This window comes from Catenuloplanes sp. NPDC051500 (assembly GCF_044454585.1).
GTDB lineage: Bacteria > Actinomycetota > Actinomycetes > Mycobacteriales > Micromonosporaceae > Catenuloplanes.
In genome coordinates this window covers 129856-151096 of sequence record NZ_JBITDX010000022.1, presented here as the reverse complement: position 1 = coordinate 151096, position 21241 = coordinate 129856, and the positions used below count along the sequence as shown (strand labels likewise).

At 72.0% G+C, this 21241-nt stretch carries 17 protein-coding genes; 5 read left to right on the top strand and 12 right to left on the bottom strand.

Annotated features, from left to right (window positions below):
• The first annotated feature begins 103 nt into the window (after positions 1–103).
• Together ACIA8K_RS33425 and ACIA8K_RS33420 are read left to right on the top strand one after the other, a co-directional pair.
• Positions 104–838: an ABC transporter ATP-binding protein gene (locus tag ACIA8K_RS33425; protein ID WP_396066576.1), complete on the top strand. Its 735-nt coding sequence runs from the start codon at positions 104–106 to the stop codon at positions 836–838.
• Positions 835–3231: an FtsX-like permease family protein gene (locus ACIA8K_RS33420; protein ID WP_396066574.1), complete on the top strand. Its 2397-nt coding sequence runs from the start codon at positions 835–837 to the stop codon at positions 3229–3231. Before ACIA8K_RS33425 ends, ACIA8K_RS33420 begins: the two co-directional genes overlap by 4 nt.
• A gap of 32 nt (positions 3232–3263) precedes the next feature.
• Here the strand turns inward: ACIA8K_RS33420 and ACIA8K_RS33415 are convergent, their stop codons facing one another.
• Entirely contained in the window at positions 3264–4412 is a 1149-nt protein-coding gene (locus ACIA8K_RS33415) for a DUF418 domain-containing protein (protein WP_396066572.1), read from the bottom strand.
• A 67-nt stretch (positions 4413–4479) separates the two neighbouring features.
• On the opposite strand from ACIA8K_RS33415, the gene ACIA8K_RS33410 reads away from it, so the two are divergent.
• Together ACIA8K_RS33410 and ACIA8K_RS33405 are read left to right on the top strand one after the other, a co-directional pair.
• Complete coding sequence (locus tag ACIA8K_RS33410; protein ID WP_396066570.1) at positions 4480–5199, top strand: TetR/AcrR family transcriptional regulator; 720 nt, start codon at positions 4480–4482, stop codon at positions 5197–5199.
• A 241-nt stretch (positions 5200–5440) separates the two neighbouring features.
• Complete coding sequence (locus ACIA8K_RS33405) at positions 5441–6445, top strand: sugar phosphate isomerase/epimerase family protein (RefSeq protein ID WP_396066568.1); 1005 nt, start codon at positions 5441–5443, stop codon at positions 6443–6445.
• 90 nt (positions 6446–6535) lie between these two features.
• Here ACIA8K_RS33405 and ACIA8K_RS33400 read toward each other — a convergent pair whose 3' ends face one another.
• Positions 6536–8011, bottom strand: a complete 1476-nt coding sequence (locus tag ACIA8K_RS33400) for a M1 family metallopeptidase (protein WP_396066566.1) — start codon at positions 8009–8011, stop codon at positions 6536–6538.
• 84 nt (positions 8012–8095) lie between these two features.
• Entirely contained in the window at positions 8096–8467 is a 372-nt protein-coding gene (locus tag ACIA8K_RS33395; protein ID WP_396066564.1) for a DoxX family protein, read from the bottom strand.
• Between the two features lie 89 nt (positions 8468–8556).
• Between ACIA8K_RS33395 and ACIA8K_RS33390 the strand changes: the two genes are divergently transcribed.
• Entirely contained in the window at positions 8557–9045 is a 489-nt protein-coding gene (locus tag ACIA8K_RS33390) for a MarR family winged helix-turn-helix transcriptional regulator (RefSeq protein WP_396066562.1), read from the top strand.
• Between the two features lie 61 nt (positions 9046–9106).
• Here ACIA8K_RS33390 and ACIA8K_RS33385 read toward each other — a convergent pair whose 3' ends face one another.
• From ACIA8K_RS33385 to ACIA8K_RS33345, 9 genes are all read right to left on the bottom strand, one after another.
• Positions 9107–10162 (bottom strand): polyprenyl synthetase family protein, encoded by a 1056-nt coding sequence (locus ACIA8K_RS33385; RefSeq protein WP_396066560.1) that lies wholly within the window; start codon positions 10160–10162, stop codon positions 9107–9109.
• Between the two features lie 44 nt (positions 10163–10206).
• Positions 10207–11601, bottom strand: coding sequence for an alkaline phosphatase family protein (locus ACIA8K_RS33380; RefSeq protein ID WP_396066558.1), 1395 nt, complete (start codon positions 11599–11601; stop codon positions 10207–10209).
• Positions 11598–12755, bottom strand: a complete 1158-nt coding sequence (gene eboE / locus ACIA8K_RS33375) for a metabolite traffic protein EboE (RefSeq protein ID WP_396066556.1) — start codon at positions 12753–12755, stop codon at positions 11598–11600. Before eboE ends, ACIA8K_RS33380 begins: the two co-directional genes overlap by 4 nt.
• Positions 12755–13606 (bottom strand): TatD family hydrolase, encoded by an 852-nt coding sequence (locus ACIA8K_RS33370; protein ID WP_396066554.1) that lies wholly within the window; start codon positions 13604–13606, stop codon positions 12755–12757. The genes eboE and ACIA8K_RS33370 overlap by 1 nt, the downstream gene beginning before the upstream one ends.
• Positions 13607–13665: 59 nt before the next feature.
• Positions 13666–14328: an EboA domain-containing protein gene (locus ACIA8K_RS33365; RefSeq protein WP_396066552.1), complete on the bottom strand. Its 663-nt coding sequence runs from the start codon at positions 14326–14328 to the stop codon at positions 13666–13668.
• A complete protein-coding gene (locus tag ACIA8K_RS33360) occupies positions 14325–15335 on the bottom strand; it encodes a sugar phosphate isomerase/epimerase family protein (protein WP_396066550.1) in 1011 nt (336 codons plus the stop codon). Before ACIA8K_RS33360 ends, ACIA8K_RS33365 begins: the two co-directional genes overlap by 4 nt.
• Positions 15332–16264: an SCO3242 family prenyltransferase gene (locus tag ACIA8K_RS33355; protein WP_396066548.1), complete on the bottom strand. Its 933-nt coding sequence runs from the start codon at positions 16262–16264 to the stop codon at positions 15332–15334. The genes ACIA8K_RS33360 and ACIA8K_RS33355 overlap by 4 nt, the downstream gene beginning before the upstream one ends.
• Complete coding sequence (locus ACIA8K_RS33350; RefSeq protein WP_396066546.1) at positions 16264–17763, bottom strand: inositol-3-phosphate synthase; 1500 nt, start codon at positions 17761–17763, stop codon at positions 16264–16266. Before ACIA8K_RS33350 ends, ACIA8K_RS33355 begins: the two co-directional genes overlap by 1 nt.
• Positions 17764–17943: 180 nt before the next feature.
• The gene (locus ACIA8K_RS33345; RefSeq protein WP_396066544.1) at positions 17944–21210 is read right to left on the bottom strand and encodes a ThuA domain-containing protein; all 3267 of its coding nucleotides are present in this window, start codon (positions 21208–21210) and stop codon (positions 17944–17946) included.
• Positions 21211–21241 lie beyond the last annotated feature (31 nt).

Below are 21241 nucleotides of genomic sequence, written 5' to 3'. Positions count from 1 at the left end.
GGACCGCCACCACCGAATCGATCCTCGCAAAAGTCCGACGTGGACGCGTCGCCCTCCAACAAACGACTACTCAAAACTGAGACAGAACACTAGCGTCCCGGTCATGACTTCTGAACAGCCCATGATCGCGCTTCACGGCGTCACCCGGCGGTACGACGACGGCCCGCCCGCGCTCGACGACGTGTCGCTCACCGTGTCGGCGGGCGAGTGCGTCGCAGTGCTCGGCCCGTCCGGCAGCGGCAAGTCCACGCTTCTGAACCTGGTCGCCGGCCTGGACCGCCCGGACTCCGGCACGGTCACAGTCGCCGGGACCCGGCTTGAGACGCTCGGCGAGGCCGCGGCCGCCCGGTTCCGGCGGGCCCACGTCGGGCTGGTCTTCCAGTTCTTCAACCTGCTCGACGACCTGACCGTGCTTGACAACGTGCTGCTCCCCGCGCACCTGGCCGGCGCTGCCCGGCGCCCGGCACGCGAGCACGCGGCCCGGCTGCTCGACTCGCTCGGCATCGCACGGCACGCGGACGCGTACCCCGGGCGGCTCTCCGGTGGTGAACGCCAGCGCGTCGCGGTCGCCCGCGCGCTGATCAACCGGCCCGCGCTGCTGCTTGCCGACGAGCCGACCGGCGCACTCGACACCGTGGCCGGCCAGGACGTCCGCCACCTGATCACCAACCTGCACGCCACCGGCCAGACGATCGTGCTGGTCACCCACGACCTGCGGCTCGCCGCGGACTGCGCCACCCGCACGATCGGCATGCGCGACGGCCGGGTCTCGGCTGTCTCACCGGCCGGTTCCCCGGCTGCCTCCGCGATGCCGGGCTCGGCGGGGGTGACGGTGTGAGCGGCGTGATCCGGGGCGGTGTCCGGCGGCGCCGGGTGCAGACCGCGGTGGTCGCGCTGGTCTCGGCCGCCGCCGTGACCGCGACAGTGCTCGGGGCCGGCCTGCTGGTCGCGTCCCGGACGCCGTTCGACAGCGCGTTCGCGGCCCAGAACGGCGCGCATCTGATCGTGGAGGCGGACCCGGGCGTGGCGACAGCGGAGCAGTTCGCCGCGGCCACGCCGGCCGGGGTGGTCGCGCGCTCCGGGCCGTACCCGCTGACGATTGTGAATTTCGGTTCGGGTCCGGGCCTGCGGCCGCCGCCGCTGACGGTGGTGGGGCGCGCGGAGCCGGGCGGGGACGTGGACCGCGTCGAGGTGACCGCCGGGCGCTGGGTCACCGGGCCCGGCGAGATCGTGGTGGGCGAGGGGCCGGTCCGTGCCGGAGTCGGCACCCGGCTCACCGCCGAGGGTGGCGTGGTGCTCACAGTTGTCGGCACGGCCCGCTCGGTCAGCGGGACCGCTGTCGCCTGGATACATCCGTCCGCGATCGGTACGGTGCGGAGCTGGCAGATGCTGTACCGGTTCGGGGCCGCGGGCACGCCTGACGAGATGGCCGCCGCGCGGGCCGCCGTGACCGGCGCGTTGCCTGCCGGCGCGGTCACCGGCGCCCGCTCCTGGCTCGACGTGCGGAAACGCGCGGTCCGGGAGGCGGCGGTGTTCGTGCCGTTCCTGGTCGCGTTCGCGCTGCTGAGCATCGTGATGGCGGTGCTCGTCGTCGGCACGGTGGTGGCCGGAACTGTCGGCGCCGCGACCCGGCGGATCGGCATCCTCAAGGCGCTCGGCTGCACACCGGCCGGGATCGTGCGGGCCTTCGTGGCGCAGGCGCTGCTCCCGGCAGTGGCCGGGGCGGTGGGCGGCGCGGTGGCCGGGAACCTGATCGCGCTGCCGGTGCTGGCCCAGACCGAGGAGGTGCTCGGCTCGTCGAACACCGCTATCGACGTGTGGGTGACGGTGCTGGCCACCGCCGGGGTGCTTGCGGTGGTGGCGGTGACCGCGCTGGCCGCGGCGGCACGGGCCGGGCGGTTGCGCACTGTCGATGCGATCGCGGTCGGGCGCGCGCCCGCCCCCGGGAGCGGGCGGTGGGTGGCACGGGTGCTGGCGCGGATGCCTATGTCTCCGGCGGTGGGCCTGGGGGCGGCGCGGCCGTTCGCCCGGCCGGTACGGACGCTGGCGATCCTGCTTGCGGTCGCGTCCGGGGCGGCGGCGGGCACGTTCGCCGTCGGGTTGGCGTCGTCGCTGGTCCGGATCCAGAGCGCGGCCACCCAGAACACCGCGGATGTGACGCTGGTGTCGACGGCGCTCACCGGCGGAACGCCCGGAGCGGCGCCTCCGCCCGCCGCACCGCCGCCGCCTGGTGGAGCGGGGACGGACGGTGGGCCGCCCGCCGTCGCACCCCCTGATAGATCTTCCGGTGCGGCACCCGCCGGCGCGGCGCTGCCCGGCGGATCCTCCGGCCAGGCACCGTCCCCGCTGCCCGAGGCGTCGGCCGTCCTCGCCGCGATCGCAGCCGAGGACGGCACCCGGGCCGCCTACGGTTTCGCGCAGGCGCCCGGCACCGCGCCCGGTCTCACCGATCCGTTCACCGTCAACGCCTACACCGGCGACGCCTCCTGGGACGGCTTCGAGATGGTGAGCGGACGGTGGTTCACCGCCCCCGGTGAGGCGGTTGCGGGTGGCCAGTTCCTGAGCGCGACCGGGGCCCGGGTCGGTGACACGGCCACGATCACTGTCGCGGGCGCCGTCACCCGCCTGCTCATCGTCGGTGAGGTCTTCGACACGAATCCAAGCGTGTTCACCGGGCCGCTCCCCGGCCTGGAGCCCGCCGAGTACCGGATCGCGCTCACCCCCGGCACCGACGCGGACGACTACGCGGACGGCCTGACCATCGACGGCCTCACCGTCGCCCCGAACGACACCGAGATCGACCCGCTGCTCCTGGTGGTTCAGGGGCTCACCGCCACGCTTACGCTGCTGCTCGTCGCGGTGGCCGCGCTGGGTGTGTTCAACATGCTGGTCCTCGACCTGCGCGACCGCGTGCACGACCTCGGCGTCTACAAGGCCCTCGGCATGACGCCCCGGCAGACGGTCGTCATGGTCGTCGCGTCGGTCGCGGGCGTCGGGCTCCTCGGCGGACTGCTCGGCGTCCCGGCCGGCGTTCTCCTCCAACGGCTTGTCGTTCCCGCGATGGCCGCCAGCGGTGGTCTCCGCCTTCCGTCGTCCATGCTCGACGTCTATGCCCCGCTTCCGCTGATCCTCCTGGCGCTCGGCGGCCCGGCGATCGCGCTTGCGGGGGCGCTGCTGCCGGCCGGGTGGGCGGCTCGCACCCGAACCGCGTCAGCCCTGCGCACCGAGTAGACGCCGGCGGTGGTGCTTCGACAGGTGAGACGTCACGTCGCGTGGATCGGTGGGCGGTGGGCGTTGGTGAGCCAGCGGAGGGACCATTCGGCGGGGCCGTAGCGGAAGTGGCGGAGCCAGAGCGCGCTCACCGCGACCTGAGCGGCGAAGACGATCACGGCCAGGAGCATCAGCGCGCCCGGCGGGAACGTGCCCGCCAGGCCGAGCCCCACCCCCGTGAAGATCAGCATGCCGATCACGGACTGGCCGAGGTAGTTGCTCAGCGCCATCCGGCCGGCGGGGGCCAGACACTGCCGGACCGCGGCCCACCGATGCATGGCCCGCAGCAGTGTGGCCACGTAGGCCGCGGTCAGCAGGGGTGCGGTGGCGACGCTTGCCGCGGCGGCGAGGCTGGAGCCGTTGCCGCCACCGAACGCGTAGGCGAGACCGCCGGCGAGGCCGAGCGGGAAGCCGATCCACTGGAGGCGGCGCAGCACCGGCTCGTCGCCGCGGACGCCGGTGAGCAGGCCACGGCGCCCGGCGACCATGCCGAGCAGGAACATGGCGAGCGCGGTCGGCCCCTGGACGGACACGGCGTTGAGCAGCACCAGCCAGAGGCCGCCGATGTTGTGCGCGATGTGCGCCTCCCAGCCGCCCGCGGCCATCCGCGCGGTCTCGGCGGCCGCGGTGGCCTGCGCCGCAGCCGGGTCCGGCAACCAGGCCGACGCGTCCACGAACAGGGCGCTTAGCACCATGCTGAGCAGCACGATCGCATAGAGGACGACGGCGACCCGGATCGCGATCGAGTCCCGCACGTGGCGCATCAGGAACAGGATCAAGCACGCCATGGAGTACGTCGTGAGCACGTCGCCGCCGTACAGGAAGGCTGTGTGCAGCGCACCGATCAGGAAGAGTCCGGCTATTCGGCGCAGCATCCGGCCGGAGAACGCGGCCCCGGCTCGCGCGGCAGCGTCCATCTGCAACGTGAAGCTGTAGCCGAACAGGAACGAGAACAGCACGTAGAACTTCATGTCGACAAGCACGGACGACAGCACCCGCACGACCTCGTCGGCCGCGGAGGCGAACCGCGGATCGACTGTCAGGTTGCCGGGATAGGCCGAGGCCATGAAGGTCACGTTCACCACGAAGATCCCGAGCAGCGCGAAACCCCGCACCGCATCGACGTCCACCGAGCGTTTCATTGCGCTCCCCCTCTGCGTATAAGCAACACAGTACGTCATACGCAATAGCGATCCCTAGACTGTCCGGATGGGGACGATTCCGCCGACTGTGGCGCGGATGTGGGGGCGGGACACCAGCTCACGGCACGGGCCGCGGCCGAGCCTGGACGTGCCGGGCATCGTCGCGGCCGCCATCGCCGTCGCGGACGCGGACGGGCTGGCCGGCGTGCGGATGAGCAGCGTCGCGGCTGCGCTCGGCGTCGCACCGATGTCGCTCTACCGCTACGTCGGCAGCAAGGACGAGCTGCTGGTCCTGATGGCGGACGCGGCCGTGCCCGACCCGCCGCCGCCCGCCGGGCACTGGCGCGACTACCTGACGGTCTGGACACGGGCCAACCGGGACTTCCTGATCGCCCGCCCGTGGCAGCTTGAGCTGACCCGGCGCACGCCGCCGACCGGCCCGCGCACGCTGCTCTGGCTGGACCGTGCGCTGGCGGCCCTGGACGGCACCGGCCTGCCCGCGCAGGCCGGGATCGCGATCGCCACCACGCTCACCGGCTATGCGGCCAGCCAGGCCGCGCTCGTCGCGAGCATGGTGCCGCAGGAGGCGCTCGAAGGGCCTGCCGACTACGGCGCGATGCTCACCGAGGTGCTCGACCCGGCGGTGTACCCGGCGCTCTCGGCCGCGGTGGCCGGCGGTGCGTTCGGCGCGAACCCGGACTGGATCGACGACGCCGACTTCCTGCTCGGGCTCGATCTGATCCTGCGCGGCGTGGAGTCGATCGCGCGGGAGTTCACGGCGGGCTGATCGTGGCCTAAGGTGGGAGGCGGATCCGCGGCGTGTTCCGCGGGCCGACGGCTCGGGCGGGAGGCGCAACCCGCCCGGGGTGCTGGTTCCCGTCGGCCCTCACCGGACGTGCCGGGGTCTCCTTCGGCCTCCCCTCGCGCCGAGCGGCGCACGCCCCCGCCCGCGGCACCCGCCGCGGCCCGGGCCGGCGCTGCTGCACTGCCTCACCACAGGCACCGCGCGCATCGAGGGAGAAGATCACATGGCGCGACCGATCACGCTGTTCACCGGCCAGTGGGCGGACCTGCCGTTCGAGGAGGTGTGCCGGCTCGCCTCCGAGTGGGGCTACGACGGGCTGGAGATCGCCTGCTGGGGCGACCACTTCGAGGTGGACAAGGCACTGTCCGACGAGTCGTACGTGGACCGCAAGCGCGAGCAGCTGGCCAAGCACAACCTGCGGGTCTTCGCGATCTCCAACCACCTGGTCGGGCAGGCCGTCTGCGACCACCCGATCGACGAGCGCCACCAGGACATCCTGCCGGCCCGGATCTGGGGCGACGGAGAGCCGGAGGGGGTACGGCAGCGCGCCGCGGCCGAGATCGCGGACACCGCCCGGGCCGCGGCCAAGCTGGGCGTGAACACGGTCGTCGGGTTCACCGGCTCGTCGATCTGGCACACGCTCGCGATGTTCCCGCCGGTCCCGGCCTCGATGATCGAGCGCGGCTACCAGGACTTCGCGGACCGGTGGAACCCGATCCTTGACGTGTTCGACGAGGTGGGCGTGCGGTTCGCGCACGAGGTGCACCCGTCGGAGATCGCCTACGACTACTGGACCACGAAGCGCACGCTCGAGGCGGTCGACCACCGCCCCGCGTTCGGGCTGAACTGGGACCCGTCGCACTTCGTCTGGCAGGACCTGGACCCGGTCAACTTCATCCTCGACTTCGCCGACCGGATCTACCACGTGGATTGCAAGGACGCCAAGGTCCGGACCGGCGACGGGCGGCGTGGCCGGCTCGCCTCGCACCTGCCCTGGGCTGACCTGCGCCGGGGCTGGGACTTCGTCTCGACCGGGCACGGCGACGTGCCGTGGGAGGACTGCTTCCGGGCGCTGAACGCGATCGGCTACGCCGGCCCGCTCTCCATCGAGTGGGAGGACGCGGGCATGGATCGGCTTGTCGGCGCGCCGGAGGCGTTGAGGTTCGTGAGGAACCTTGCCTTCGACGCCCCGGACGCCGCCTTCGACGCGGCTTTCTCCTCGCGCTGATCAGTCGGGCGCGTCGGCCGTACCCTCGAAAGCCTGTGAAGAACGCACGGGCCGGGCTCCGGAGGACGGGGCCCGGCCACGGCGGAACTCTTACTTACGAAGCGTCGGCGCAGCCGGCCCGGGAAGGGCCGTCCTGGCGGCGGAAGTCTCCACCACCGGTCGGGTCGCGGTGTAGAGCCAGGTGTCGAACAGGTCGTCAAGCTGCCTGCCGGAGACCCGCTCCGCGTAGGCGATGAACTGCGGCGTGGTCACATTGCCGCCGGCCCGGGTGGTCGCCCAGCCCTTGATGATCCGGAAGAACGCGTCGTCGCCGACCCGGTTGCGCAGCACCTGAAGCGTCATCGCGCCGCGCAGGTAGATCGGGTAGTCGAACAGGCGCACCGGGCCCGGGTCGCCGATCGTCAGCTGCCAGAACGGGTCGTCGGCCGGGATGGCCTGGTAGTTCGCGTCGAAGAGCTGTTGCGGCGTGGCCCGGCCCTCGTGCTCGGCCCACAGCCACTCCGCGTAGGTGGCGAAGCCCTCGTTGAGCCAGATGTCCTGCCAGCGGGCGACGGCGAGGCTGTCGCCGTACCACTGGTGGGCGAGCTCGTGGACGACCACGTTGTCCGCGCTCGACTGGTCGGTGAAGAAGTACTTCGAGTAGATCGGCCGGGTCTGCGTCTCAAGCGCGAAGTAGAGCCCCTCCATGTCGTCGACGATGCCGCCGGACGTGCGGAACGGGTACCGCCCGAAGTTGTCCGCGAGGAACCCGTTGATCTCCGGGTGCCGGGCGAACGCCTTGTCGATGAACACCCGCTCCCCGGTCTCGGTGAGGTCCGGGTCGACCGCGTCCCAGTAGCGGATGCCGTCAACCTTGTAGGCGTGCAGGTCGAACTCGCCGACGTTCGCAGTGACCAGGTACGACGCCATCGGCTCGGCCGCGTCCCAGGTCCAGGTGGTCCAGCCGTGCCGGGTGCGCGAGCCGATGAGCGCGCCGTTCGCGACCGCCTCCAGGCCCTCCGGCACGGTCACCTTGATCGTGTAGGTCGCCTTGTCGAGCGGGTGGTCGTTGACCGGGTACCAGGTCGCGGCCACGTCCGGCTGCCCGGCGATGACCATGCCGTCGTCGGTGTGGAAGACGCCGGTACGTCCCAGGTTCGGATCGTCGATGGTCTGCGGCACGCCGTCGTAGCGCACCACCACAGTGAACGACCGGCCCTTGGGCAGGCCGTGGCGCGGTGTGATGGTCAGCTCGCCGCCGTTGCGCGCGTAACGGGCCGGCGTGCCGTCCACGGTCAGCGACCGGATGGTCAGCCCCTCGAAGTCGAGGTTGAACGCGGAGAGGTTCTGCGTGGCGCGCGCGGAGATGGTCGCGGTGCCGGCCAGCACGTCGGTGGCCGGCGTGTACTTCACGTCGAGGTCGTAGTGGCGGACGTCGTAGCCGCCGTTGCCGTCGAGCGGGTAGTAGGCGTCGCCCACCCCGCTGGCACCGGGCGTGAAACCGCCGCCGTGTGCCTGCGCTCCCTGCGCGGTGCTCAGCACCATCGCGGTGATCGCTGTGACAACCAGGGTCGTTCGTCGAAGCATCCATGCCCCCATGCATGTCGATCGTGCGCTGGTAAGCCCACAAGGGACCTTAGAGCACGACCGACATCGAGGCATGCCCATCAATCAGAAGGCGTACGGCCCGAACCGTCCCCAGGCGACGATCGCGGCCAGAATCAGCAGCACGATGTTCGGCACGAGCGCGGAGAACTCGCCGCGGCGCACGTGCACCACCATCGCGCCGGCCATGACCAGGGCCAGGCCTACCGCGGCCAGCGGAACCAGGACCGGCGCGACGCCGACCACGGCCGGCAGGATCAGGCCGATCGCACCGAGGATCTCCAGCACGCCGACCACCGTCGGCGCCCACCGCGGCGCGTCCGCGGACCAGGGCTGGGCGGCGACGTACTTGTCACGCGGCATGACCAGCTTGAACACGCCGGAGAACAGGAAGGCGGCCGCGAGCAGCCCGGCAATGACCCACAGAACGATGTTCATGTTTCCTCAGACCTGTCAGATGACTTAAGCAGTTAAGCGAACCGTAGCGACGATGAGTTAAGCGCGCAAGTCATCGCTATACTCGCCAGATGACTGACGAACCCCGCTGGCTGGACGAGGACGAGCTGAAGACCTGGCTGGCGTTCGTCTCCATGTTCATGCGCCTGCCCGCCGCACTCGACGCACAGATGCAGCGCGACGCCGGCCTCAGCCACTTCGAATACATCGTCATGGCCGGGCTGTCCGACGCGCCCGGCCGGCAGCTGCGGATCAGCCTGCTGGCCCGGATGTCCGAGGGTTCGCTCCCCCGCATGTCCCAGGCGATCGGCCGGCTTGAGAAACGCGGCTGGGTCCGCCGCGCACCCGACCCGTCGGACGGCCGCTACACGCTCGCGATCCTCACCGACGAGGGCATGGCGAAGGTCGTCGCCTCCGCCCCCGGCCACGTCGAAGAGGTCCGCCGCCTGGTCTTCGACCCACTTACCAAGATCCAGCCCAAGCAGTTGTACGACATCAGCGCGCGAATCATGCGGACCATCGACCCGGACGGCCCACTCCCCGGCACCCGCCCCTTCTGAGAAAGGCGCACACCAGCTCCTACGACGTGGAACTGTCCCGCGCCCCGGACCGGTGACGCGTTCACGCGAGGCGGTGTACGGCCCGGTCCGCCAGTTCGGCGAGTGCCGCCGCCGCGGCCGGGGTGACCGGGGCGGCGGCGAGCGCGTCGCGGGCGGCCTCGGCACGGATGCGGATCATGCGTTCGGTGCGGGCGAGCGCGCCGGTCTCCACGATGATCTGGCGCAGCACGGCCGCGCCCGGCTCGTCAAGCGCGGGGTCTCCGGCCAGCCGGGACAGCGTGGCGGCCTGGGACGGGGTGGCGTGGTCGCGGGCCAGCGCCAGCATCACCGTCTGTTTGCCCTCGCGGAGGTCGTCGAGGGCGGGCTTACCGGTGACGGCCGGGTCGCCAAAGACGCCGAGCACGTCGTCGCGCAGCTGGAACGCGTCGCCGAGCGGGTCGCCGAACGCGCCGAGCGAGGCCAGCAGCGCATCGCCGCCGCCGGCCAGCGCGGCGCCGATCTGGAGCGGCCGGGTGACGGTGTAGCGGGCGGCCTTCATCCGGATCACGGTGAGCGCATCCGCGACCGAGCCGGCGCCGGCGCCGGCCCGCAGATCCAGGTACTGCCCGGCGATCACCTCGGTCCGCATGCGGGCGAAGATCGCCGCGCCGTCGCGGAGGCGGTCCGGCGGCAGCCCCGACTCCGCGAACAGCTGGTCGGCCCAGGCGGCGAGCAGATCGCCGACGAGCAGCGCCGCGCCCGCGCCGTACGCGCCCGGGTCCCCACGCCAGCCCCGCCGCTGGTGCTCGTCGGCGAGGCTGCGGTGCACGGACGGCTCACCGCGGCGCAGGTCGCTGCCGTCCATGATGTCGTCGTGCACGAGCGCGAACGCGTGGAACAGCTCCAGCGCGGCAGCGGCGGAGAAGATCTCCGGCCCGTCCTCGCCGCCCGCACCGCGCCAGCCCCAGTAGCAGAACATCGGGCGCAGCCGCTTGCCGCCGTGCAGCACGAACCGGCGAAGCGTCTCGAAGACGGCCGGGTCGGGCCAGGCCGGGCGCTGTGCGTCCAGCCAGCCGGCGAGGACCGTCTCGCAGCGGTCCCGCAGTCCGCCGGCGTTCGCGACGACGTCGATCAACATCCACGACCTTCCCACTGAGTTGTCAGTCGATGGACACAGCGTTGTCAGTCGATTGATACAGCGTCATCGGTCAGACCGGCCGCGCGCAACAGGAAGTCCTTCACCTCCACCGCTTCGAACCGGTCGCGGGCGAGCGCCGGGTCGGAGCAGAGCAGCACCGGGCCGTCGAGCGGGTCGGCGGGGAGCCGGCCGTGCGAGCCGCGGACCGCGCGGGCGCCGGCGTCGAGGCCGACCACGTTCATCAGATACCGCATGCCTGTCTTCTTGCGCAGCAGCGCGGTGGCGGCCCGGACCTTGGCGGCGCCGACGCCTGCCGGATCGAAGAACAGCTCGGCCGGGTCGTACCCCGGCTTGCGGTGGATCTCGACGAGGCGGGCGAAGTCGGGGGCGCGCGCGTCGTCGAGCCAGTAGTAGTAGGTGAACCAGGCGTCCGGCTCGGCGACCAGGACGAGGTCTCCGGCGCGGGCGTGGTCGAGGCCGTGCTGCTTCCGGCCCGCCTCGTCGAGCACGAGATCGACGCCGGGAAGGCCGGCGCAGAGGCGGGCCACCAGGGGAACGTCGGCCGGGTCGCGCACATACACGTGCGCCACCTGGTGGTCCGCGACCGCGAACGCACGTGAGGTCCACGGGTCCAGGTACTCCATGCCGTCCTGGGTGTAGACCTCGAGCAGGCCCTCGCGGCGCAGCAGCCGGTTCACGTCGACCGGCCGGGACACGTCGGTGATGCCGTACTCGGACAGCGCCACCACTGTCGCGCCACGGACGGCGGCCGCGTCGAGCAGCGGCGCCAGCAGGTCGTCCACGGCACGGGCTGCGGCGGCCGCCTCAGGCGAGGACGGGCCGAAGCGCTGCAGGTCGTAGTCGAGGTGCGGCACGTACACGAGCGTCAGGTCCGGGTTCTGTTCCGCCATGATCTGCTCGGCGGCCCGGCAGATCCACGCGGACGACGCGATCCCCGCGCTCGGCCCCCAGTAGGTGAAGAGCGGGAAGGTCCCCAGCTTTCCGACAAGAGAATCATGAAGATCCGGGGGGTACGTGTAGCAGTCCGGTTCCTTGCGCCCGTCCGCGTAGTAGACAGGCCGTGGCGTGACGGTCCAGTCCACGTCCGCGCCCATCGCGTACCACCAGCACACGTTCGCCACGGTGTAGCCCGGCTGCAGCGCCCGGGCCGCGTCCCACACCTTCTCGCCGCCGACGAGCCGGTTGTGCTGCCGCCACAGGAACACCTCACCCAGCTCGCGGAAGTACCACCCGTTGCCGACGATTCCGTGCCCGGACGGCAGCTCGCCGGTCAGGAACGTCGACTGCGCCGAGCACGTCACGGCCGGCAGCACCGTGCCGAGCGTCGCCTGGAAGCCGAGCGCGGACAGCCTCGGCATGTGCGCCAGCAGGCGCGGGGTCAGCCCGACCACGTCGAGCACCAGCAGCTTGGTGGTCATCGGTGCGCCTCCACGGTGTCCGTCAGGCCGAGCGTGGTCAGCAGGTCCCGGGCGTAGGCGAGCTCCGCCGCGATCCCGGCCGCGAGCTCGCCGGGTGTGGACGGCCGCCGCTCCTCCGGCAGCACGTTCCAGGTGTAGGTCTCCACGTCGAGGTGGTCACAGCGCGCCTCGGTGCCGCCGATGACCGCGTCCAGGCCGTCGCGCAGCACGTCGGTGGTGGCGCGCAGCGGCGGCATCGGCTCCGCGTGCAGCGGCACGTGGTAGTGCACCCGCCACGGGCCGTCATCAGGTGTGGACAATGCCTCGTCCAGGTCGTCGGTGGCGAGGCCGGACCGCGCGCGCGTCTGGTGCAGGAAGCGCGGTTCGACGTACCCGCGCAGCACCTCCCGCTCCGCGCGCGGGTCCGCGGACTCCAGCGCGGCCGACACCTGCACCTTCACGATCGGCACGCCGGCCGCGTCCAGCCGGGCGACCGCCTCGCGCGGCTCCTCCCACGCGCAGGCCAGGTGCGCGAGGTCCACGCACACGCCCATCCGCTCCGGGTCCACACCGGCGAGAAGCGTCGCGGCCTGCGTGGTCGACTCGATCACACAGCCAGGCTCGGGTTCGAAGGCCACCCGCACGGTACGCCCGGAACGCCGCTCCAGCTCGGAGAGGCCCTCGCCGAGCGCGTTCACGTTCGCCTGGCAGCGCAGCCGGGTGATCTCGTCCCACGGCGTGCGCCAGGCCAGCGGCAACGTGGAGATCGAGCCGCGCCGCGCGTCGTCCGGCAGCAACTGGGCAAGCACCTCCGCCAGGTTGAGCGTGTAGTGCAGCCGCTGCGGCGCCGACCAGTCGGGGTAGTAGACCGCGTGCTTGACGACCGGCGCCTGGAACGCCTGATAGGGGAAGCCGTTGAGCGTCACCACCTCGAGGCCCCGCGCGGCCAGCTCGGACCGCAGCCGCAGCACTGCCACCCGGTCCGCCGCCAGGCCCGCCGCCACCGGAGCGGCAAGCCACAGGCCGAGACCAAGCGTGGGTACGCCGAGACGCTCCCTGATCGGCACGGCGTAGGTGTCGAACTGGGCCACGATCCCGGCCAGGTCCTCTGCCGGGTGCACGTTCGTGCAGTATCCGAGGTGGACTGTCGAGCCGTCCCGGTGCCGCAACCGCATCAGCTGCCTCCGCGCAGGATCGAGCTGCCCTCGTACGTACCCTCGGCGCTCGTGGTGTTGTCGAGGTTGAGGCGCCCGGACTGGCCGTAGAACTCCACCGGGTTGCGCCACAACACGAGGTCCACGTCGTCGTCGGTGAATCCGGCCTCGCGCATCGCCTCCGCGGTCCGGACGGTCAGCAGCGGGTCGGACTTCCCCCAGTCCGCGGCCGAGTTGACGAGCACACGCTCCGGGCCGTAATCCTTGAGGATCTCCACCATCCGCGGCGGCGACATCTTGGTGTCCGGGTAGATCGAGAAGCCGGCCCAGCAGCCCGCGTCCTTGACCTGCTTGACCGTCACCTCGTTCAGGTGGTCGATCACCACCCGCTCCGGCCCGATCCCGGACTCGCGCACCACGTCCAGGCTGCGCGTGGTGCCGCGCACCTTGTCCCGGTGCGGCGTGTGGACCAGCGCGGGCAGGCCGGCCTCGACCGCCATCGCCAGCTGCCTGGTGAACGCGTCGTCCTCCTCAGGCGTCATCGAGTCGTAGCCGATCTCGCCGACCGCGACCACGCCGTCCTTCGCCAGGTAGCGCGGGACGAGGTCGAGCACCGGCCGGCAGCGCGGATCGTTGGCCTCCTTGGGGTTGAGCGCGATCGTGGCGTGGTGCGCGATCCCGAACTGCGCCGCCCGGTACGGCTCCCAGCCCACGAGCGCGTCGAAGTAGTCCGCGAACGAGCCGGGCCCGGTGCGCGGCTGGCCCAGCCAGAACGCCGGTTCCACGATCGCCCGCACACCGGCCGCGGCCATCGCCGCGTAGTCGTCAGTGGTCCGCGAGGTCATGTGAATGTGCGGGTCGAAGATCCGCATCGCCTCTCCCCTCATTCGCTTATCCGTGCCGGGCGCCGGGTGTGGTGCCGGTGCTGTCATTAGGGCCGGCTCTGGCGCCGGCGGAGCGCGGTGAGCAGCGCGTCCGCGTCCTCGGGGAAGTCCCGGCCGGCAGCGGCGCGCTCCTCGGCGAGGCCGGCGAGCATCAGCGCGAGGCCGTCGTCGGCGCGGTCGCGCACGCTGTGCACGCCGGCCAGCGGGACGCCCATGAAGACGCACTTCAGCACGCCCTGCCGCCAGGCGTGGTCGTCAAGCCGGTCCGCGACCGGGCCGAGCGCGGCCGCGACCAGCCGGGTGTCGTTCGTGCGCAGCGCGTCCCGCAGAATCGGGATGACCTGGTCGTCGGGCGCGTCCGGGAGCAGCGAGAACGCGGTGACGATCGCCAGTTTCTCCCGCGCGTCGCCGTAGCGGTACAGCTCCGCGATCTGGTCGGCGCCGCTCGGGGTCTCCAGGAGCGCGCCGAGCAGGACCGCGCGCGCGGCGGCGTCGGCGGTCCAGCCGGGAACGCCGGGCAGCGCGTCCCGGCCGGTGTGCCGGCCTGCGGCGGGATAGAGGCGGGCGATCGACGGCGGCTCACGTCGCACCGTGGCCACCGCCTCGACGAGCCAATCCTTCCCGGGTACGCCGTCGAGCGCGCCCCGCAGCTCCTCCATCATGTCTTCGCCCTGGTCCACCATGGTCTGTCCGTTCGGTGTGCCGGTCATGACGTCCTCCCGCCGGGCACGGCCGCCGCGTGATGCAGCGCCTCACCCCGTCTAGCGCTTCCTAGGAAACTAGGTGCATCCTGGTCCGCGCTCGGGTCGGCAGGCGCGGGCGCCGGCCGCAGCCGCGACGCCGTTGACCAGGCATTCCGGAGAAAGGTCAGCGAGGACTCGGCGACGGTGGGGGCGGCGTGCGAGTGGCGGGGCAACTCGACCGCGACCAGACCGCGGTAGCCGCCATCAGCGAGCGCGCGCAGCACCGGCGAAAAGTCGATCTCCCCCGTGCCGAATTCCAGGTGCTCATGTACACCACGCCGCATGTCGTCGATCTGCACGTTGACCAGGTAGGGCGCGACGGCGGCCACGCTGCCGGCGACGTCGAGCGGCTCCAGGCAGCGACAGTGCCCGATGTCGAGCGTCATCCCGAACCAGGACGGCGCGCCCAGATCCGCACGCAGCCGGCGCCACCCGGCGATGTCCTCGACGAGCATGCCGGGCTCGGGCTCGAAGCCGAGCGGGATCCCGGCCGAGTCGGCGGCGGCGCCCGCCTCCGCGCAGCCGTCGACAAGGCGTTGCCAGGCCAGGGCGGGCTCCACACCGTCCGGCCGGACGCCGGCCCAGAACGACACCGCCTCCGCCCCGAGATCCGCGCCGACCGCGACGGCCCGGCGCAGGAAGTCGATGCGCAGCGCCCGGTCGTCGTGCAGCAGCGTGGGTGCGTGCTTACGCCGCGGATCCAGCAGGTAGCGGGCCCCGGTCTCGATCACCACCGCGAGCCCGAGGTCCCGCAGCAGGTCCGCGACCTCGCTGGTCCGCGCGGCCAGCCCCGGCGCGAACGGGTCCAGGTGGTCGTGATCAAGCGTCAGCGCCACGCCCTCGTAGCCGAGATCCGCGATCACCCGCAGCGCGTCGGCCAGCCGATGATTCGCGAATCCGTTAGTCCCGTAACCGAACCGCGGCGTTCCGGGAGCGCTCTCCGGGCGAGCAGCGCGAATGGCGGGAGTGCTCATGTCGGCGACACCTTCCGGGCGAGCATGCGGGCCAGCGGGGCCGCGGCGGCGACCACCAGACCGGCAAGCGTGGAGCCGGCGCGGGCGGTGAGCGCGCCCTGCAGTGCCGGCAGCGAGGTGATGCCCGCGCCCACGGCGGCACGGACGGTTCCGGCGCCGGGCGACGCGACCGCGCGGCCCTGCGCCACGCCGTAGCCGGTCAGATACTGTCCCGCGAGCGCGCCGACGACCGCGGGATGCGGCACCGGACCTGCCACGATCGCGGCGGCCAGCGCACCGGTCGCCGCGAGAGTGGCGGCGGGGAGTGCGGGCCGGGCGCCGGACACCTCCCGCCGGGAGAGCGCGGTGACCGTGTAGGTGTGCGCGCCGATCGCGGCCGCGACAGGCAGCGCCCGGGCGAGGCTGCGACCCAGCGGCCTCGATTGCGGACCGGACGCGGTCGCGCCCACCGGCAGCGCCCGGCTCAGCGGTCTCGGAGCCGGGCCGGACGCGGTCGCGCCCAGCAGCACATCCAGCGTGCGGCACGCGGCCATCACCGCGGGGCCGGCGGCCGTGTTCTTGGCGCGCAGGTCGTAGGCCCAGATCATGGCCGCGAGCGGCACCGCGACCGCGAGTGAACGCCGCCCGCCGGACGCGGCCGCGAGGGCCACACCGGCGGCGGTGAGTCCGGCGGCGATCCCGAGCGCGGCGGCCGGGCGGACCCGGCCGGACGGGATCGGGCGTTCCGGGCGTTCGACTGCGTCGAGGTCTCGGTCGGCCCAGTCGTTCGCGGCCATGCCGGCCCAGTAGAGGCAGACGGACGCGCCGGTCAGCCCGCCGGTCGCCGGGCCGAGGACGCCTGCCGCGCTCGCGCCGGACACCAGGTCGCCGGGGACGGAGAGTGCGGCGGGCGCGCGCACCAGCTCGGCCAGATCGGCGAGGCGGCCCATCAGGCCACTCCCCCGTCTCGATCGGGGGTGGTCGATTCGGCTCCTGGAGCGGCCGGCGGCCGGGCTGCGTCAAGAGCCTCCATTGGCCGGGCTGCCTCGGCTCCGGGAGCCGCCGGAGACCGGGCGATGTCAGAAGCGCCCACCGGCCCGGCGATCTGAGTGCCCAGGGCCGCGGAAGACCGGGCGACGTCAGAAGCGCCCACCGGCCTGGCGATCTGAGCGCCCGGGGCCGCGGAAGACCGGGCGACGTCAGGAGCCGTCGAAGGCCCGGCGACCTCGGCTCCGGAAGACGCCGGAGGCCTGGTGGCATCGGAAGCCCTCAATGGCCGGGCCGCGTCGGAATCGGCCACCGGCCCGGAGCGCGTTCCTGCGTCGGAGTGTGCCTCTTCGGCCGTACCCTCAAGGGATTTTTGGAGGTCTTCGACGAAGTCGATGAGGAGTTTCCACTGGTCGGAGAGGGCGGCCGGGGTCGCGCCGATCGGGTCTTTGAAGAAGAAGGCGAGTTCGGGGAGAGGGCCGGCGCGGCCGGCGGCGTGGGCGGCGGCGGTGAGCCGGGCCAGGTCGAGGATGAGCGGCGCGGCCAGCGCGGAGTCGCAGCCGTGCCAGGTGAACTCCATGCGCATGGACGTGCCGAGGAAGCCGGTGAAGCTGATCAGGTCCCAGGCGGCTTTGAAATCGCCGAGCGCCTCGACGTAGTCGATGCGGGTGGTGCCCTGCGGCTGGTAGCCGAGCGCGTCCGCGAGCACGCGCTGCTTGCTTGCGGTCTTGGCGGCGTTCGCGGCGGGGTCGGCGAGCCGGGCGCCGTCGCCGCCGCCGAGCAGGTTGAGCCCGGACCAGCTGCGCACGCGCAGGTGCCGCATGGCGAACATCGGCGCGAGCACGGACTTGACGAGCGTCTCGCCGGTCTTGCCGTCGTTGCCGGCGTAGGGGACGCCGTGCCGGTGGGCGAGCGCGTCGAGTGCGGGCAGGCGGGCGCCGGTGGACGGGGTGAAGTCGACGAACGCGCTGCCTGCGGTGAACGCGGCGTGCGCGGCGCGGGAGCTGGGCGGGAGACCGTCCAGATCGACAAGATCAAGATCTTCGGTGGGTACGGGCTCCGTGCTCGCCACATTGATCACCACGACGCGGTCGAGCCGATGGTGATCGCGGAACGCGGCGATGTCCCGCGCGATGTCGTCCACCGTGGACGGCAGCGGCAGGATGTGCGCGTCGACCTCGGCCAGATCCGAGCTGAGCGCGGCCGCGAGGTGCGCGGGCAGCACGCCTGCTGCGCCGAGCGCCTCGGCCTTCTTGGGCAGGGGGAGATCGGAGATGTCGTGGCCGCCGAAGACGAGCGAGCCGATCGGTGGCAGCCAGGGTCGGTCGAACAGCTCGGTCACGCACCCGTCGGGCGCGGCGAGACCGGCCCTGATGGCGAGCGCGCCGGTGATCGCTGTGGTGGCGACCGAGCCTCGGGCGCCCATGAGCCAGACGCCGGTACGGCCGGAGACGAAGGACATGACGAACGACCTCCGATCATTGGCCCCGCCCGCCACGCCGACCCGGGGTGGCACCACCCGGGGTGGCGCCGTCAGTCGGCGGGCTTCGAGCGCGCTCCCGGGGACCCGGGCGACGCGGCGGACGGGGGTTTGTGGCGGGTGGAATCTACGACCCGCTTGTTACAGGGAGTGCCTTACCCATTACTGCGGTGCGAACTCAACCCAGTTCAGGTTGACGAGGCCGGTGGTCGGGCCGCCTTGGACGGCGCCGGTCACCAGGTAGAGGCGGTGGGTTCCGGGGGCGGCGGAGACCGGCACGGTCTGCGACGCCCAGGTGGTGGCGGACGCGGTCGCGGCGAGCGTGGCGCTGCCGACGATCGGGCCGTCCGGTGCGTCGAGCCGCAGCGTCACCGTGGCCCGGGGTGTCCCGGTGGTGGTGGCGCTGCCGCCGGCGTACCGGAGCGTGACGGTGCCGACGCCGCCCAGGTTGATCGGGTCGTACGCGATGTACTCCCCGGCGTCGAACCCGGTCAGGTGGTTACCGCCGCCGGTGTCGTTTGTGGATGCGGAGGTGACGCCGAGTTGCTCCTGTGCGAACTCGGCCTGCTGCCGCCAGGTCTGCAGCACCGCCTGGTCGATGTCCTCGAGCGCGGGCTGGCCGTTCGCGCCGAGGTCTGTGTACTTCGCGCTGATCGCGCCGTAGAGGTAGCCGCCCGCGTGGTCCGCGCCGTCCGCCGGGGAGACGAACTCCCCGGAACAGCCGGTGGCGTCGCTCATGCCGTGGCCGTGCGTGTCGTGGCCGAGCACGAACGAGACGGTGACGCGCGAGCAGTCGATCGGGCCGTCCTCCGGGTCGGTGACGGTGACAGTCCACGGGACCGTGTCGCCCCAGTTGAAGAACGTCCCGGAGATCGGCGAGGTGACAGTGACAGTGGGCCGGGTGTTGCCGACCGTGATCAGGTGGGTGAGCACCGCGGTCTTGCCGCTGGAGTCGGTCACCGTGAGCTTCGCGGTGTAGACCCCGTTCGCGGTGTACGTGAACGCGGGGTTGGGGTCGGCGGAGTCGACGGTGCCGTCCGAGGTGAAGTCCCAGGCGTAGGAGATGGAGTCGCCCGGGTCCGGGTCGTAGGTGCCCTCGGAGGAGAACTGCACGGTGAGCGGCGCCGGGCCGTTGTCCGGGGTGGCTTCGAGCGCGGCCACCGGCGAGCGGGTGCCCTTGACGTAGCGGATCACGGAGAGCGCCGCGTCCGGGTTCGGCCGGAAGAAGCCGTCGCCGTATTCGAGCAGGTAGAGGCTGCCGTCCGGGCCGTACTCCATGTCCATCGGGTTGTCGAAGACGAAGCCGGGCAGGAACTGCTCGACGCCGGTGAGCGTGCCGTTGCCGTCGGTCCGCATCATGAAGATCTTGTCGCGGGTGAACTCACCGAACACCACTGAGTTGTCGTAGTACTCCGGGAACTTGGTCTCCGACGTGGACGCGGGGTCGTACTTGTAGATCGGCCCGCCCATCGGGCCGACGCCACCGGTGCCGATGACCGGCCACGTGAAGTCGCAGGTCGTCGGCGGGTTGGACAGATACGAGCCGGGGCAGGGGGTACGACCCTGGAACGTGTACCAGAAGTCCGGCTGGGCGACCGCGGGCAGCGTGGTAAGCCCGGTGTTGCGCGGCGAGTCGTTGACCGGCGCGGCACAGTTGAACGCGCCCTTCGACTGCTTGGTGACGAAGTCGTAGTCGATGTACGGCAGCGTGGGCGAGTAGCAGTACGGCCAGCCGTAGTTGGCCGCCGTGCCGGTGGCGATCCACCGCCCGGTCCCCTCCGGACCCCGGGTCGCGGACGGCACCTGCGAGTCCGGCGAGTAGTCGCCGATGTAGACGGTGCCGCGCTTGTCGACGTCGAACCGGAACGGGTTGCGCAGCCCCATCAGGAAGATCTCCGGGCGGGTCTGGGCCTGCCCTTCGCTGAACAGGTTCCCGGACGGGATCGTGTAGGAACCGTCCGCGCCGACCTTGATTCGCAGGACCTTGCCGCGCAGGTCGTTGGTGTTGCCCGCGGAGCGCTGCGCGTCGTAGCCCGGGCCCTGGGTCGGCGATTCGTTGATCGGCGTGTAGCCGTCCGAGCCGCCCGCGTTGGTGTCGTCGCCGGTGACCAGGTAGAGCAGACCGTTGCCGTCGAACTTGACCTCGCCGGCGACGTGGCAGCAGACGCCGCGGTCCACGTTCACGCGGAGGATCTGCTGTTCGGTGGCCATGTCCAGGTGCGGCGTCGGCGTGTCCACGAACTTGACCCGGGAGAGCTGGTTGTAACCCTTGTAGGCGTCCCAGGCGGCCGGATCGGTGCTTGTCACGGGCGCGTCGGTGGTGGGCGTGTCAAGCGTGGGCGCGTAATAGATGTACACCCATTTGTTTGACGCGAACTGCGGGTCAAGCGCGATCGACTGCAACCCGTCCTCGTCGTGCCGGTAGACCTCCACCGTGTTGATCACCGGGCTCGCGCCGCTTGCCGGGTCGTAGAGCCGGACCTCGCCGCCACGCGTGTTGTGCAGCACCCGGCCGTCCGGAAGCACCGCGAGCGACATCGGCTCGCCGGGCTCGTCGTTGAGGATCACCTTCTCGTAGTTGCCGACGACTGTCGCGCCGCAGTCGCCCTCGGCCACGCCGGCCGCCCACTGCAGGCCGCCGAGCAGGTGCCGCCGGAAGGAGGCGTCCAGGTAGGACCGGGTCGAGTGGCCGAGCCCGGTGTAGAACGTACGGCCGCCGGAGAGGTCGCGGCACCAGGAGACCGGGTGGTCGTACCCCATGGTCCCGCCGGCCACCGTAGACTCGTCGAGCGTGGCCAGCACGTGCGAGGTGCCGCGCACGTTCGTGGCGAAGTTGTACCACTCCTCGGACAGCGTCAGCTTGCGCGCGATCCGCTCGGTGGACGGGTGCACCCGGTCCGCCACGTCGATCGTGGCGTCCTCGACCGGGAGCGTGCTCTTCACGGAGGTCCCGACCAGATCCCGGTAGAACGCCCAGTCCGGCTCGGTCTCCGCGGCCGCGTGCACGCCGAGGTAGCCGCCGCCGCTCGTGAAGTAGCTCTGGAACGCGGTCTGCTGCGCGTCGTCGAGCACGTCGCCTGTCGTGTTGAGGAAGACCACGGCCCGGAACCGGGCCAGATTCGCCGTGGTGAACGCGCGGGCGTCCGCGGTGTCGGTGACGGTGAAGCCGTTCGCCAGGCCCATCAGCTTGATCGCGGCGACCGCGGCCGGAATCGAGGCCCGGCGCTCACCTGTTGTCTTCGTGAAGACCAGCACACGGTACGACCCGGGCTTCCGTGCGGCAGAGCGCAGCGACTCGGGACCGTTCTCCGTGGTGATCAGCGTGTCGGGGTTGGTGGGGGCGGGGGCGGCGGACGCGGGCGGTGCTGCGGCCACGAGCGTGACCAGACCTGCCGCGGCCGCCAGCCATCGACGGACGGATATTGTCATGTGAATCCTCCGGGGTCAGAGAGACGCCGAC

Excerpts from the sequence above, each read along its gene's own strand:
- ACIA8K_RS33395 (WP_396066564.1), bottom strand. The coding sequence starts at position 8,467 with ATGAACATCGTTCTGTGGGTCATTGCCGGGCTGCTCGCGGCCGCCTTC.
- ACIA8K_RS33360 (WP_396066550.1), bottom strand. The coding sequence starts at position 15,335 with ATGAGCACTCCCGCCATTCGCGCTGCTCGCCCGGAGAGCGCTCCCGGA.
- ACIA8K_RS33425 (WP_396066576.1), top strand. The coding sequence starts at position 104 with ATGACTTCTGAACAGCCCATGATCGCGCTTCACGGCGTCACCCGGCGG.
- ACIA8K_RS33365 (WP_396066552.1), bottom strand. The coding sequence starts at position 14,328 with ATGACCGGCACACCGAACGGACAGACCATGGTGGACCAGGGCGAAGAC.
- ACIA8K_RS33400 (WP_396066566.1), bottom strand. The coding sequence starts at position 8,011 with ATGCTTCGACGAACGACCCTGGTTGTCACAGCGATCACCGCGATGGTG.
- ACIA8K_RS33380 (WP_396066558.1), bottom strand. The coding sequence starts at position 11,601 with ATGACCACCAAGCTGCTGGTGCTCGACGTGGTCGGGCTGACCCCGCGC.
- ACIA8K_RS33410 (WP_396066570.1), top strand. The coding sequence starts at position 4,480 with ATGGGGACGATTCCGCCGACTGTGGCGCGGATGTGGGGGCGGGACACC.
- ACIA8K_RS33355 (WP_396066548.1), bottom strand. The coding sequence starts at position 16,264 with ATGGGCCGCCTCGCCGATCTGGCCGAGCTGGTGCGCGCGCCCGCCGCA.
- ACIA8K_RS33390 (WP_396066562.1), top strand. The coding sequence starts at position 8,557 with ATGACTGACGAACCCCGCTGGCTGGACGAGGACGAGCTGAAGACCTGG.
- ACIA8K_RS33350 (WP_396066546.1), bottom strand. The coding sequence starts at position 17,763 with ATGTCCTTCGTCTCCGGCCGTACCGGCGTCTGGCTCATGGGCGCCCGA.
- ACIA8K_RS33385 (WP_396066560.1), bottom strand. The coding sequence starts at position 10,162 with ATGTTGATCGACGTCGTCGCGAACGCCGGCGGACTGCGGGACCGCTGC.
- ACIA8K_RS33405 (WP_396066568.1), top strand. The coding sequence starts at position 5,441 with ATGGCGCGACCGATCACGCTGTTCACCGGCCAGTGGGCGGACCTGCCG.
- ACIA8K_RS33415 (WP_396066572.1), bottom strand. The coding sequence starts at position 4,412 with ATGAAACGCTCGGTGGACGTCGATGCGGTGCGGGGTTTCGCGCTGCTC.
- ACIA8K_RS33370 (WP_396066554.1), bottom strand. The coding sequence starts at position 13,606 with ATGCGGATCTTCGACCCGCACATTCACATGACCTCGCGGACCACTGAC.
- ACIA8K_RS33345 (WP_396066544.1), bottom strand. The coding sequence starts at position 21,210 with ATGACAATATCCGTCCGTCGATGGCTGGCGGCCGCGGCAGGTCTGGTC.
- eboE (WP_396066556.1), bottom strand. The coding sequence starts at position 12,755 with ATGCGGTTGCGGCACCGGGACGGCTCGACAGTCCACCTCGGATACTGC.